Source organism: Calditrichota bacterium, assembly GCA_016867835.1.
Taxonomy (GTDB): domain Bacteria; phylum Electryoneota; class AABM5-125-24; order Hatepunaeales; family Hatepunaeaceae; genus VGIQ01.
In genome coordinates, this window is record VGIQ01000078.1 from 1 (window position 1) to 13,624 (window position 13,624).

15 protein-coding genes are annotated in these 13,624 nt (G+C 59.7%); all 15 read left to right on the top strand.

Annotation, left to right across the window (positions count from 1 at the left end):
- Positions 1-2,601, top strand: a 2,601-nt coding sequence (locus FJY67_08500) for a hypothetical protein (GenBank protein MBM3329493.1), incomplete at its 5' end; no start/stop codon positions are given.
- 271 nt (positions 2,602-2,872) lie between these two features.
- Positions 2,873-3,610 (top strand): flagellar hook capping protein, encoded by a 738-nt coding sequence (locus FJY67_08505; protein MBM3329494.1) that lies wholly within the window; start codon positions 2,873-2,875, stop codon positions 3,608-3,610.
- Positions 3,546-4,007 carry a flagellar protein gene (locus FJY67_08510; protein MBM3329495.1) on the top strand — a complete coding sequence of 154 codons (462 nt, stop codon included), beginning with the start codon at positions 3,546-3,548 and terminating at the stop codon, positions 4,005-4,007. Before FJY67_08505 ends, FJY67_08510 begins: the two co-directional genes overlap by 65 nt.
- A gap of 243 nt (positions 4,008-4,250) precedes the next feature.
- Positions 4,251-6,155, top strand: coding sequence for a flagellar hook-basal body complex protein (locus tag FJY67_08515; protein ID MBM3329496.1), 1,905 nt, complete (start codon positions 4,251-4,253; stop codon positions 6,153-6,155).
- Positions 6,156-6,235: 80 nt separating this feature from the next.
- Positions 6,236-6,487, top strand: coding sequence for a flagellar protein FlbD (locus FJY67_08520; protein ID MBM3329497.1), 252 nt, complete (start codon positions 6,236-6,238; stop codon positions 6,485-6,487).
- 75 nt (positions 6,488-6,562) lie between these two features.
- A complete protein-coding gene (locus FJY67_08525) occupies positions 6,563-7,408 on the top strand; it encodes a motility protein A (GenBank protein ID MBM3329498.1) in 846 nt (281 codons plus the stop codon).
- Entirely contained in the window at positions 7,405-8,193 is a 789-nt protein-coding gene (locus FJY67_08530) for a hypothetical protein (protein MBM3329499.1), read from the top strand. Before FJY67_08525 ends, FJY67_08530 begins: the two co-directional genes overlap by 4 nt.
- 153 nt (positions 8,194-8,346) lie before the next feature.
- Positions 8,347-8,853 carry a hypothetical protein gene (locus tag FJY67_08535; GenBank protein MBM3329500.1) on the top strand — a complete coding sequence of 169 codons (507 nt, stop codon included), beginning with the start codon at positions 8,347-8,349 and terminating at the stop codon, positions 8,851-8,853.
- 242 nt (positions 8,854-9,095) lie between these two features.
- Positions 9,096-10,079 carry a flagellar motor switch protein FliM gene (gene fliM, locus FJY67_08540; GenBank protein MBM3329501.1) on the top strand — a complete coding sequence of 328 codons (984 nt, stop codon included), beginning with the start codon at positions 9,096-9,098 and terminating at the stop codon, positions 10,077-10,079.
- Entirely contained in the window at positions 10,072-11,058 is a 987-nt protein-coding gene (gene fliN, locus FJY67_08545) for a flagellar motor switch protein FliN (protein MBM3329502.1), read from the top strand. Before fliM ends, fliN begins: the two co-directional genes overlap by 8 nt.
- Before the next feature lie 45 nt (positions 11,059-11,103).
- Positions 11,104-11,493, top strand: coding sequence for a flagellar biosynthetic protein FliO (gene fliO, locus FJY67_08550; GenBank protein ID MBM3329503.1), 390 nt, complete (start codon positions 11,104-11,106; stop codon positions 11,491-11,493).
- Between the two features lie 31 nt (positions 11,494-11,524).
- The gene (gene fliP / locus FJY67_08555) at positions 11,525-12,241 is read left to right on the top strand and encodes a flagellar type III secretion system pore protein FliP (GenBank protein MBM3329504.1); all 717 of its coding nucleotides are present in this window, start codon (positions 11,525-11,527) and stop codon (positions 12,239-12,241) included.
- A gap of 51 nt (positions 12,242-12,292) precedes the next feature.
- Positions 12,293-12,562, top strand: coding sequence for a flagellar biosynthesis protein FliQ (fliQ, locus tag FJY67_08560; protein ID MBM3329505.1), 270 nt, complete (start codon positions 12,293-12,295; stop codon positions 12,560-12,562).
- A gap of 34 nt (positions 12,563-12,596) precedes the next feature.
- Complete coding sequence (gene fliR, locus FJY67_08565) at positions 12,597-13,376, top strand: flagellar biosynthetic protein FliR (protein ID MBM3329506.1); 780 nt, start codon at positions 12,597-12,599, stop codon at positions 13,374-13,376.
- The coding region (locus FJY67_08570) for an EscU/YscU/HrcU family type III secretion system export apparatus switch protein (protein MBM3329507.1) at positions 13,377-13,624 on the top strand (248 nt) is incomplete at its 3' end.

Here is a 13,624-nt window from a genome sequence, read left to right on the forward strand (position 1 = left end):
AGTCAGCCCGTCATTGCGAGCGAAGCGAAGCAATCTCCGGTTTCGCCGAGTCAGCCCGTCATTGCGAGCGCAGCGAAGCAATCTTCCGTCGCTGCAATGCAACCACTCATCGACACCAGTTTCAAGTTGGGAGTGTTGGCGAGTAGTGACGTCGTTCCCGCGAAGGCAGGAACCCAGTCAAGCCAATCAAGTCTGGATCCCCGCCGGCGCGGGGATGACGATGCCGGATTGCAGCGCTATTCTTCCCAAGCGGATACTAAACCGCCGGTCGTTGCGAGCGCAGCGAAGCAATCTCCGGTTTCACCAAGCAAGCCCGTCGTTGCGAGCGAAGCGAAGCAATCTCCGGTTTCGCCGAGTCAGCCCGTCATTGCGAGCGCAGCGAAGCAATCTCCGGTTTCGCCGAGTCAGCCCGTCATTGCGAGCGCAGCGAAGCAATCTTCCGTCGCTGCAATGCAACCACACATCGACACCGGTTTCAAGTTGGGAGTGTTGGCGAATAGTGACGTCGTTCCCGCGAAGGCGGGAACCCAGTCAAGCCAATCAAGCCTGGATCCCCGCCGGCGCGGGGATAACGAAGCCGGATTGCAGCGCTATTCTTCCCAAGCGGATACTAAACCGCCCGTCATTGCGAGCGAAGCGAAGCAATCTCCTGTTTCGCCGAGTCAGCCCGTCATTGCGAGCGAAGCGAAGCAATCTCCGGTTTCGCCTCGCCAACCCGTCATTGCGAGCGATGCGAAGCAATCTCCGGTTTCACCAAGCAAGCCCGTCGTTGCGAGCGAAGCGAAGCAATCTCCGGTTTCGCCGAGTCAGCCCGTCATTGCGAGCGCAGCGAAGCAATCTTCCGTCGCTGCAAAGCAACCACTCATCGACACCGGTTTCAAGTTGGGAGTGTTGGCGAATAGTGACGTCGTTCCCGCGAAGGCGGGAACCCAGTCAAGCCAATCAAGCCTGGATCCCCGCCGGCGCGGGGATGACGAAGCCGGATTGCAGCGCTATTCTTCCCAAGCGGATACTAAACCGCCCGTCATCGCGAGCGCAGCGAAGCAATCTCCGGTTTCACCAAGCAAGCCCGTCATTGAGAGCGAAGCGAAGCAATCTCCTGTTTCGCCGAGTCAGCCCGTCATTGCGAGCGAAGCGAAGCAATCTTCCGCTTCAGTAAGCGAAACAAAGCAGCCTCCAGTAGCAGAAGTCGAAGCGAAACGAAATCCCGTAACCCCGATCAAATCGAAGCATCAGGAGTCTATTCTTCCAGTTCAATCCAGACTGGTAGAGGATAAGTCTCCACCCGCTACCAACTTTTCGAATTCACTGCGGCGAAGCGAGGAGCCGCCGGTATTGCGACTCCCCCTGCTTGAAGCGGTTGCTCGCAAAGCCATACCTGCTGAGATTATTGCGCCTGCCGTAGTAGAGAATTCTAATCACAATGGTCCCAAAGACGGGAGTGCTTTGCCGTTCCATAGCGAGCCCGCAGTTATGTCTCCTGAGAGGGCTGTTACTCCTGACGTGGATGGGAGAGTGACTCGCTACGTTCGCAAAGACGGGAGTGCTATACCGCTTCTTAACAAGCCCGAAGTAACGATTCCTGAGAGGGCTGCTGCTCCTTACGTGGATGAGGGAGTGATTCGCTACGTTCGCAAAGACGGGAGTGCTATACCGCTTCTTAATAAGCCCGAAGTAACGATTCCTGAGAGGGCTGCTGCTCCTTACGTGGATGAGAGACTGTTGCACTTTGCTCGCAATGACAGAGGGTTGCTTCGCCACGCTCGCAAAGACGGGGAACCGCACGACAGCGGATTTGTGGTGTCTGTCAATGGCAAGCTCACGCCGTCGATTCGCGAGGTCTGGAGTGACCGCCATCGTAGGGGAGATAGGCATTTAGTCGGGAGTCTGTCACTCAAGACTCGTCGTGAAGTCACAAGTCCAGCGCATGAAGCCAAACTTACCACAGCACCCCCCCCGAAATCGGAGGTGCGTCAGCTCCGCCCGGAGAGACTGGTGGACGTTTCATCCAGGGAATTTGCTTCCGGGAGGCGCTTGGAAACCGAAGAGCAATCTGAATCGACCAACCGGATGCCGGCGGCTCCGGTTGCGGCACGTCCGGTTTCGCCGCATTCGGTGCCCGTGGCAGCAACCGAACGACCACTCCCATCTTCCCGGATTACCCTTCCGCCAGCGCAGATGCGGCTTGTTGAGGCGGCGGGTAGCCTTGCGTCGGGAGGCGTCAAGGTCTTTGCAATGGAACTTAGTCCTGCAGCACTCGGGCTGGCTACGGTCGTCCTGACCCGGACGCTTGACGCGCTTAAAGTCGAGTTTCGCGTCGCCCGGCCGGAGGCGCGGGAGTCGCTCGAACGGGAAGTCGAAACGCTGCGTGAAGCACTAATAGCCGCGGGGCATCCGACGGTTCAGATCGAAGTCAAGCCTCACTTTCAAATCACCCGCAGCGACGATGGCAGCCTGCGCGAAGAGGCATCCCGGGAGCACCAGGAGCAGGCTTCACAGGATGATGGCAACAGCCGTCAGCGGCAGCGGGATGTCGCTCACTATGAACGTCGCTTTGTGTCGCGATCGCTCGGCTATAATTCGTTTGAGATAGCGGCTTGATCCGGGTTCTGCCAATAGTCCGCCCGGACTAAAGTCCAGCATTTACTAATCGTCCAACAATCTTATCTGACTCTAATCCCTAATTGCCCGGCAAATTCTGCCGCTGGCCTGCCCTGATTTCTCCCGCCGGCTCTTTCTGCCTCCCTGACCTGCTGTGTAACATTAGTCTGAATAATAAGATAGCGTATCATTTTATTGGCATTGAACTTGCCATAGAAGGGTTGTCCCGCTCTCGAGCGGGCAGGAAATTCACTCCGGAAAGTAACGACCTATGAATGGAGTCAATCCGACCGCCTCGCTGCCAGTGCTCGGTACCGCGCCGCCAACCGCCGGTCGAACCACAGAAAAGGAGGACTTCCTCCGGCTTCTGGTGGCGCAACTGCGGCACCAGGACCCGCTCAATCCGGTCGAAGGCTCGAACTTCGCTGCCCAACTTGCGCAGTTCTCTTCACTTGAGGAACTCCGCAACATCGGCGGGCAGTTGGACGGTTCAATCGAGACGAATATGCTTCTGGCAAGAGCCATCAACAACACCCAGGCGACGACTCTGATCGGCCGGACGGTGCGCGCCGTCGAAGACCGGGTAACCTACGACGGCTTCGAAGCGACGCCGGTCCGGTTCAACCTTTCAGGTGCAGCCTCGTCGGTCACGGTCGAAATTGTCACCGAAAACGGCCAGGTGCTGCGACGACTCACCGGCGTCAATCTGCCGGAAGGTGACGGCAGCCTCGAGTGGGATGGCCGCAACGGATCGGGCAATCCCGTTCCACCCGGAACCTATCGGGTCAAGGTGAGTGCCAAGCCGCTTGCCGGAGGCGCCGTAACTGCTCTTCCGATTGTGATCGGCCGGGTCCAGGCGGTCCGGTTCGAAGACGGCAATCCGGTGCTGGTGATAGACGGCCGGAGCATCCCCTTTGGAGCCGTGCTCGAAGTGATCGAAAGCGATGCCGGCCCGGAAGGGGCGCCCGGACTCTTCGGACGGTTCCTCAGGTTCGCGGAGGGCAACTGACATGACCATCGATCCGGTTCGTCTCGCTTCGATTCAAGCGCCTCTTCCATCGGCGCAGTCGCCCCGGTCGCCCGATACCGCGTCGCCGGAAAAGAGCATCTCCTTTGCCGAGCAACTGAAGCGTGCCTGCGACGAAGTCGGCGCCCGGGTGCAGTTTTCGGGGCATGCCACGCAGCGCGCCGAAGATCGCAGTCTGGCTCTGACGCCGGCTCAAATGCAGCGCGTCGATAATGCGCTCGATGCCGTCGCCGCCAAAGGCGGGCGGACCGCCCTGGTGATGCTCGACGACCTCGCAATGATCGTCGGTGTCGATCGCCGGACCGTCGTAACCCTCGTGGACAGCCCCCATCTAAGAGAGAATGTCTTCACGGCTATCGACGCAGCAGTGATAGCATAATAGTAAGCGGGTAAGCGAGTGGGCGGGTAAACGTGGAAATGGCAGGGCAGGTCGGGAATTCTGCCGAGGTGAATGTGTAACCTGTCCCAACATCATCATTATCATCATCATCATCATCATTAACATCTATTTCATCAACCCAGGCAGCGGCGACAACCGGTTGGACCCCGGTCGGGGAGACCATTTGTCAGGCGGATCGACAGCCGCCGGCAACGCCGCTTCCGACAACGGAGGCAACATCAAATGATGCGTTCGCTCTACGCAGGCATTTCAGGCTTGCGTAACTTCCAGGCCAAAATGGACATCATCGGCAACAACATCGCCAATGTCAACACGGCCGCGTTCAAGGGATCACGGATAACGTTCGCCGAGACTATCGCGCAGACCTTGTCGGGGGAAATCGCTCCCACCGAAGGACTGGGCGGGGTCAACCCGATTCAGGTCGGGCTCGGCATGCGGACACTGTCCGTCGATACCAACTTCGCCCAGGGATCGCTCGAAGCGACCGGCAATATGACCGATCTCGCGGTCCAGGGCGACGGGTTCTTCATGGTCTCGGACGGGACGCAGACGTTCTACACCCGGGCGGGCTCGTTCCACCTTGACGGCCAGGGCAACCTCGTTACGGCGGGCGGGCAGAAGGTGCTCGGCTACATCCCCGATCCTAACCGCATCGGGGAACTCGACCGTGCCAAGGAGCGCCCGATCAACATCCCGCTCGGCAAGCAGAGTCAGGCCAAGGCGACGTCCGAAGTGCAACTGCGCGGGAACCTCGACATGCACATGAGCCAGTCCACCGCGTCGCTCGTGAACGCCGGTGAAACCGGCATTCGCAACATCTCGGGGCGGTCTCGCGACGGTGTCGGCGGACGGCACCGAATCGAAATCACCGGTGAGAACGCTACCCGCTCGACAGGCTCGGGCGCAACCGAGGGACTCAATCTGACCAACAACCTGCGCGCGCTCGGAATAGCCGATGTGAGCGGCTTTACCGTCGTCGTCGATGGCGACCGGTCGGTCCGCATCAGCGGGCTTACGATCGACTCGACGATCAGCGACCTCCTACACGCCATCAACAGCCAGGTAGCCGGCGTCAGCGCGCAACTCGACGCCAACGGCGCGATTCAGATCACCCGACTCTACTCGGGCGAAGGTCAGAGATACAACGTCGAACTGCGGGACACCGGCGACTCAAACGTCGTCGCGACGCTCTTTGACGAGGCTGGGACGTTCCGGGTCGAAAACGGCACCTCCTCGACGCTGGTCGCGGTCGATAACTTCACCCCCAATGCGACGGGTGTGATGGTTGCGCGGGCGCTCAACCTCGAAGTCGATGAGCGGACCGGGCTGGTGAACGGTATCCGCGATCTGGGCGGCGGCGGTGTCTTCGTCAATGCGCCGCTCGGATTGCAGGCAGGAACCGCGACCATCGACACCGCCGACACGCGGCACTCGACCTCGCTTCTGGTCTATGACTCGCTCGGCAACACGCACAACTTCACGGCTAACTTCACCCGAACCGAGACTCCGGGCGTCTGGCGCTGGTCGGTCAATCTGCAGGAGCCAGCGGTCTTGATCGAGGGCGGCTCGGGACAGGTTACGTTCAATGCCGACGCATCGCTCCAGTCGTTCACCTACGACGGCAACCTGAACCACCTGACGTTCAATCCCGGGAATGGCGCGCAGAACATCGACGTCGTTTTCAATCCCGGGTCCTTCAACGGCTTCGACGGATTGACCCAGACCTCGTCCTCGACGACCGCCATGGCGACCGGTCAGGACGGCTACGGCCCGGGCACCCTGCAAGGCCTCTACATCGACATCAACGGGCAGATCTTCGGGAATTACTCGAACGGCAAGACCGAGATCCTCTCCCAGATTCTGCTCGCCAACTTCACCAATCCGCAGGGTCTCGAGCGGGTCGGCGAAAACCTCTACCGGCAGACGACCAACACCGGGCAGCCCCGCATCACCAGTGCGGCTCAAGCCGGAGCGAAGGTGAATGCCGGCTACCTCGAGATGTCGAACGTCGACCTCTCACGGGAGTTCACCGATATGATCCTGGTGCAGCGTGCCTTTCAAGCCGCAGCAAGAGTGATCACCTCATCGGACGGACTCTTGCAGGAAATCACCCAGTTGAAGCGGTAAGCCGCTGAACTGACCGTAGGGGGGCAGGCGCCTTCGCCTGCCCCCCCCTAAGACCTAAAGCCTTAAGCCTAAAGCCTATCATGATCGAAGTAACCCAACTTGACGGCCGCCGGGTCGTCATCAACGGCGACCAGGTCGAGCGCATCGAAGCCCTTCCCGACACCATCATCAGCCTCACAAGCGGGCGCAAGGTGATCGTCCGGGAGACTGTTGGCGAATTGCTGCAAGCGCTGGTCAAGTCGCGCACCGACCGGCTCTTCGGAGCCGCGCCTATGATTGGACAGGCGATGCTGGCGCGCAGCGCCCTGGCGGATACCCTTAACATCGGATGAGGCTGTTGCGGACAGGTTCCGGAAGGCGCCGGAGCGAGTTGAAGAGCGAGCAGCGGAAAGACGCGAGTTGGCTCCATGCTTGAGTCGATTCGCGTTGCTGAACCGGCTTCGACACCGGCAGAGAGTGCTCCGGCGTTCGATCTGACTACCCTTTTCGGCATCCTGGCCGGAGTGGGACTGGTGGTCGGTGCGATTGCTGCCGGCGAAGGCGGACTGTTCTTTCTAAACTGGCCCTCGGTGATGATCGTCTTCGGCGGGACGCTCGGCGCGACGTTGATCAACTATCGCTTCTCCGATCTCCTGTCGGTCTTCAAGGTGCTCCGCAAAGCCTTCACCGGCGCGACGGTCAACTATCACGCTACCATCGAACTGCTCGTTCACCTGGCGGAGAAGGCGCGTCGGGAGGGACTTCTATCGCTCGAACGCGAAATAGACCTCATCCCCGACGGATTCACCCGGGGGGGCCTGCAGTTCGCCGTCGATGGAGCCGATCCGGAGACGATCCGGTCGATCCTCGAAGCAGAACTGGCGGGCCTTGAAGAACGGCACAAGTTAGGGCAGAGCATATTCCTTTCGATGGCTGGCTTTGCTCCGGCGTTCGGGATGATCGGGACGCTGATTGGCCTGATTCAGATGCTGCAGTCGCTCGACAATCCGGCGCAACTCGGCTTTGGGATGGCTACGGCCCTCATCACCACGTTTTACGGCGCGATGGCGGCTTACCTCTTCTTCCTGCCGCTGGCGGGCAAACTGGCTAATCGCTCGCGGGAGGAACTGCTGGCGAAGGAACTGGTGTTGGAAGGGATCTTCGCCATTCAGAACGGGGACAATCCGCGGATAGTGCGCGAGAAGTTGATGACCTATATTGCACCGAAATCTCGTGTGTTGCTGCCGGTGCCGCAGCGGGTGCGGGAACGATGAGCCGGTTTCCGACGCCGAACAGCGGCTTCCGCAGCCGTCGCGGATCCGCTGACAAAGACGACGATAAGGCTACCAAGTGGGCTATCACCTACGGCGATATGATGTCGCTGTTGCTCTGCTTTTTCATCGCTATCGTCTCCTTTTCGACGATTGAGATCGAGCGCTACCGCGCCGCAATGAGTTCGTTTCGCAGCGCACTGCAGACCCCGATTACCAAGAGCCGGTCAGCCGCCGAGCCGCTTAGTCCGCCGTTGCCAACCAGGGAAGTGGCCGAGGCGGCTGAAGAGGTTGAGCAACTTGCCATTCAAGCCGGGCTGGAACAAGGCGTCGAACTGCAGACCTCGCCGGAGGGCATCAAAATCATTTTGACCGATCCGGTTACCTTCGACGAAGGCTCGGACGAACTGAAACCGGGCGCGGCGAGTTTTCTGACGGGAATTGCAGGAATGCCGGCGGTGAAGAAGGCGGGGTCGGTGCAGATCGAAGGTCATACCGACGACACGCCAATCCGGACCGCGCGATTTCCATCGAACTGGGAACTCTCGGCCGCGCGGGCGCTGCGGGTCCTGAGGCTCTTTCAAAGTCAGGGGCTTGCACCGGAGAAATTAGCCGCCTTAGGCTACGGCGAATACCGGCCCCGGAAGCGACTAACATACGGCGCTACCAGGGAGGAGAAGCGGGTCAACCGGCGGGTTGAGATATACATCCGGCAACAGGAACCTCCTGCGACCGGCCTCTTCAGCCGCATGCCGGCTCAGTGGCGAGAGCCGGAATGGGGTGAATGAGCAAGGTGTGTCCAGTGCCAGGTAACAAGTTACAAGATTGCAGGAGAGGCATACATCTTGACCGGTCGGACTCGGCTCAGAAGTATTGGCGCCGCCTCCATAACCGGCCGGATTGCTTCTTCCTTGCTCGGTTGAAGCAACGAGCCTAATAATATGAATCAACCCAATGTCGAGCGTGTAACCGTCCCCGAACCGGGTGGCGGCAGCGCTCCAGCCAAAAAGAAGAGCCCGGTCGGGCTTATCGTCATCATCGTGGCGGTGCTCGGAGGCGGCTTTGCGGCCTGGAAGTTCCTTCCGATTTTTCATAAGCCGCATCTTTCCGCCGAAGCCGATACGATGCAGACGACCGGACAGCCGCCTCCCTTCGGCGAAGTGGTGATCCTCGAAGACCTGATCATCAATCCGGTCGGCAGCCGGCGCGTCTTTATGTGTTCAGTCGGCATCGAAGTCAAAGACGTTGAAAAAGCCAAGGAAGTGCGCAAGCGCGAATCGCTCCTGCGCGACAACCTGCTGACGCTCTTTTCTTCTCAGCCGATGGAGGTCTTGATCGACATCAAGTATCGCCAGGCCTTTCGCGCCCGGGTCAAGAAGATCATGGACTACCAGTTGGGAGCAGGAGTAGTGAATCGAGTCTTCTTCGAAAAGTGGGTGTTTCAATAGGCTCAAGGCACTACGGACTGTCCGGGTATGCGCCGGGGTGTGCCGTCGGGTGTCCTCACCCGACGGGAAGTTATTGACAATAAATGCATGCTAGTGTCAGGTGAGACACCTGACACCACGATTTCAATTCGGCAACAGCGGATGCGCAGGCGGAATGTGACTGCGGCAGGACTGGATGTAGAGTTCGCCATTCTTACGGCAAGTCGGAACGTCCGGCTCCACAATAGGGTTCACTTTCAGCGATGAGCAAGATACTAACCCAGGAAGAGATCGACGCACTGCTATCGACCGTAGCGCCTCAAGGCATAGGTAGTGAAGGCGACGAACGGCGCGTCCAACTATACGATTTCAAGCACCCCGAGCGGATCTCGAAGGATCAACTGCGCACCCTGCGGACGATCCACGACAACTTCGCGCGGCTGATCGGGACGCAACTTTCAACGCAGCTCCGGACGCTCGTCGATGTGAACCTCCTGGCGATAGATCAGGTGACGTTCACCGAATATTCGATGTCGATTCGCGTCCCGGGCGCGCTCTACATCCTAAAGATGGAAGAGATATCGGGGAAGGGGATCTTCGAAGTCAGTCCGCAGTTCATTCTCTTCACTGTGGACCGGCTGTTGGGGGGATTCGGCGACGCCAACATCGAGCCGCGCGAGATCACCGTCGTCGAGCAGAATGTCGCGCAACGGGTCATCCACACCATGGTGCACTCGCTGAATGAAGTCTGGTCAGGCGTCCAACCGCTTGGCTTAAAGATCGACGGGTTCGAAGCCGACCCACAATTCGTCCAGATCGCACGGGCATCGGACTCACTGGCGATCGTCTACTTCGAGGTGCGGGTGCGCGGGACGACTTTTCCGCTCAATTTCGTCTTCCCTTACTACTCGCTGGAATTGATACTCAGTAAACTGACTGCGCAGTCGATGGCGGTCCTGGCTGCGCGGCATACCGAAGAGGCTGACAGCCGGGCGGTGCGGGAGCGGATCGTGGCATCGAAACTGCCGCTGAAGGCGGTATTAGCCAATACCGCGCTCAAGGTCCGCGACCTGATCGCGCTCGAGACCGACGACCTGTTGCAGTTTGACAAGCGGACTTCGGAGCCGGTCGAAGTGCGAGTCTCTGAGAAACTAAAGTTCTTCGGCTCGCCCGGACGGGCGGGCAGCCGCCGCGCCGTGCAGATTATCCGGCGCGTAACTCCCGAAGAGGAGATCATATATGAATAATCAGAATGATTTGGTCGAAGCAGCATCGTCGCTGCAAGCCTTCCTGGTCAAGGTTGCCTCGCGGATCGAATCGACCTTTGCTGCGATGCTCGAACGTCCGGTCAAGGTCGCATTTGGGGATCCGGTTCACATTTCGATGGGAGATGTAGCGTCCCGATTCCCGGATGGCCCGGTCGGACTCTCGGTCGGGTTCGCCGGTGAATTCGGCGCCTGGCATTTCCTGATTCCGCGACGTATCGCCGCCGCGGCCGGTGACCTCGCAGCGCTTGGCGACGGATCGGCAGAATTTGACGAGGCGGCTCACCCGGCTGCGCTGAAGGAGGTCTGGTCCCAGATACTCGCCGCGATTGAGCCGGACATCGTCCTCGAAGTCGGCGACGGCTTTGGAATCGAATCGGTCACGGTTTCGCTCGAACCGGAGGAGATACTGGCCGGTGCGGGGGGCTTTCCGGCTATAGAATGGCAAATCGAAATCGAGGGCGTAACGACCGGGACAGTATTGCTTTTCACGTCGCAGGAGTTTGCGTCGCGCTTATCCCAAACTGCTCCCGAGGCACCCGCCGTCGAAGCCGCACCGGCGGTGCAGGAGTCGGCAGCACCGCCGGCAGCATCTTCATCCACCCCCCCCACGCCGAGGAGTCCCGCGCCAAAGATGGTCGTCAAGGAAGCCGATTTCGCCGACTTTGGAGCCCCGGGCGGTCGTCCACCGGCCGCGGGAACTCCCGACATTTCCACGCTACTCGACATCAGTCTGCCAATTTCGATAGAATTAGGCCGCACGCGGATGCTGATTCGGGATGTGCTCGACCTCGGCCCCGGCTCGGTGATAGAACTCGACAAGATGACGGGCGAACCGGTCGATCTCTTCGTCAACGACAAGAAGTTCGCGCGGGGCGAGGTCGTTGTCGTCGAGGAGAACTTCGGGGTGCGAATCACCGAACTCCTGCGCGTCGATGAACGACTGAAGGCGTTGCGGTGAGACACCTTCAACGGACTCGTGCAGTGCCAATGAGAGTGCAACATAATGCCGGTTGACAGCCTTGCCTCCGGCTGGTCGTCGGGGGTGTCGTTTTGGCAGTTTGCGAAGGTGCTGCTGCTTCTATCTGTCGTTCTGGCGCTCCTGTGGGGGACTGTCGCGCTACTTAAGCGGGCCTCGGGCGGCCGGGGCTCCGGGGCATCGGGGATGAGCATACTGGGCGGACTCCCGCTTGGCCCCAGGCGTTCGCTATTGGCTTTGAAGGTTGGCTCACGGGTGTTGATCATCGGTGTAACCGATCATCACATCAGCCGCCTTGCCGAGATCGACGACCCGGAAGCCGCTGCGGCGTTCGAGGCATCGGGCAGCACCCCCGGAGGGTCCTTCGCCAACTTGCTTGAGCGACTGCGCAGCAGGGGAGGCGGAAAGGGTGCTTAGGAAGCCGGTTGCGCTGTTCCTGGCAACTGCTATAATACTCTTGCTGCTGCCCGGATTCTTAGGCGCACAGACGGCACTGCCAAAAGTGACGATCGGGATCGATCAAGCCGGATCGCCGGGCGACGTCGCGGTAACGATTCAGATCCTCGTCCTGCTTACGATCCTGACGCTGGCGCCGTCGATACTGGTCTTGATGACCTCGTTCACCCGCATTGTGGTAGTCCTTCACTTTCTACGCCAGGCAATCGGGGTGACGCAGATTCCACCCAACCCGGTGGTGATCGGGCTGGCGCTCTTCCTGACCCTGTTTGTGATGCAGCCGGCCGTCCGGACGATCTACGACACCGCCTGGACGCCCTATCAGGAGAAGCAGATTTCGGCTGCAGATGCGTTCGCACGGTCGCAGGTGCCGCTCAAGGACTTCATGCTGCGTCAGACCCGCCCGAAAGACCTGGCGCTGTTCGTCCGCCTTGCCGATCGCGAGCAGATCGAGTCGCCGGAGGCTCTGCCGCTCACGATCATCGTCCCCGGCTTCGTCATCAGCGAACTTCGGACCGCGTTCCAAATCGGCTTCCTGATCTATTTGCCCTTTCTGGTGATCGATATGGTGGTGGCGTCGGTGTTGATGTCTATGGGGATGATGATGCTGCCGCCGGCGATGATCGCGCTGCCGTTCAAGGTGCTCCTTTTCGTTCTGGCCGACGGGTGGTATCTGGTGGTGGAATCGATCGTGCAGGGATTTAAGTAAACGAAAAACGAAAATCGCAGATCCAAAATCCATAATCCAAAGTCCAGAAAAATGACTCCCGAATTTGCCGCTCACGTCTGCAAGGAAGCGATCTACACGACGCTGCTCGTCGCCGCGCCGATGCTGATCGCCGGGTTGATAGTCGGCGTAGCGATAAGCCTCTTTCAAGCCGTCACCCAGGTGCATGAGTTGACGCTCACCTTCATCCCCAAAATCCTCGCCGTGGTCGGGGTGATGCTGGTGGTGATGCCGTGGATGATTCGGGTGCTGTTGGGATTCACCCGCCAGGTCTTTACCTATGCGACGGGAGGAGTCATTTGAGAGAAGATAACGGATAAGGGATAAAGGATAAGGTGTGGCGGTGCCGGACTGGCAACTGGTGGAAGGATATCTGCTGGCGTTCCTGCGGACCGGCACGGCGATCGCGCTGATGCCGGTCTTAGGCTATCAAGCCGTGCCGGTGCAAGTGAAGGTTGGTTTTGCGGCGGTATTGGCGCTCGCGATTGCGCCCGAGGCAGCGATGCAGGTTGCAGCCGGCCCGCCGGGACCTCTACCTATGGCTGCAGCGGCTCTGCAGGAGGTCGCGGTTGGCCTGATGATCGGCGCTGCGACACTGCTCATCCTGGCGGCAGCAGAAATGGCCGGCTCGCTGTTAGGCATCCAGATCGGCTTCGGCGTCCTCTCAACCATCGACCCCCTTACCAACATCGAGACCAACGTCTTCGGACGGCTCAACTACCTCCTGGCGCTCGCCATCTTCATCGCTCTCGATGCGCATCACTTTCTGATAACGGCGCTGGCCGAATCACTGCGCCTGATACCGCTCGGTTCGTTCGCCTGGACGCCTCAGATGCCGATCTATTTTGCCCGGCTTGCCGCCGATGCGGTCGATGTGGCGATCCGGCTGGCGGCGCCGGTGTTGGTGGTGATTCTGTTAATGGAAGTGGGCCTCGCCTTCGTAGCGCGGGCGATGCCGCAAATGAACGTCTTCATCATCTCGATACCGCTCAAGATCGGCGTCGGACTGCTCGCTTTTGTTGCCGGTCTGCCGCTCTTCATCTATGTCCTGTCGAAGTCGATCGGGCATTTTGAGCGCGGCATCTTGAAGTTGATCGGAATGGCAGGGGGGCGTTAGGTGCCGGAGCAGTTTCAGGAAAAGACCGAACAGCCGACCGCAAAGCGGCTCGACGATGCCCGCAAGGAAGGCAACGTCAGCCAGTCGATGGACGTCTCGACCGGCGTAGTGCTTGCAGCCGGGATTATTGGGCTGATGTTCCTCGGAGCGGGAATGGCATCGCAGATACGGGAGTCGCTGGCACGGGTGCTGCTCGAAATCCCGGTCGTCGATATTAACAGCGACAACCTGCCGGCGCTCTTTGCCCG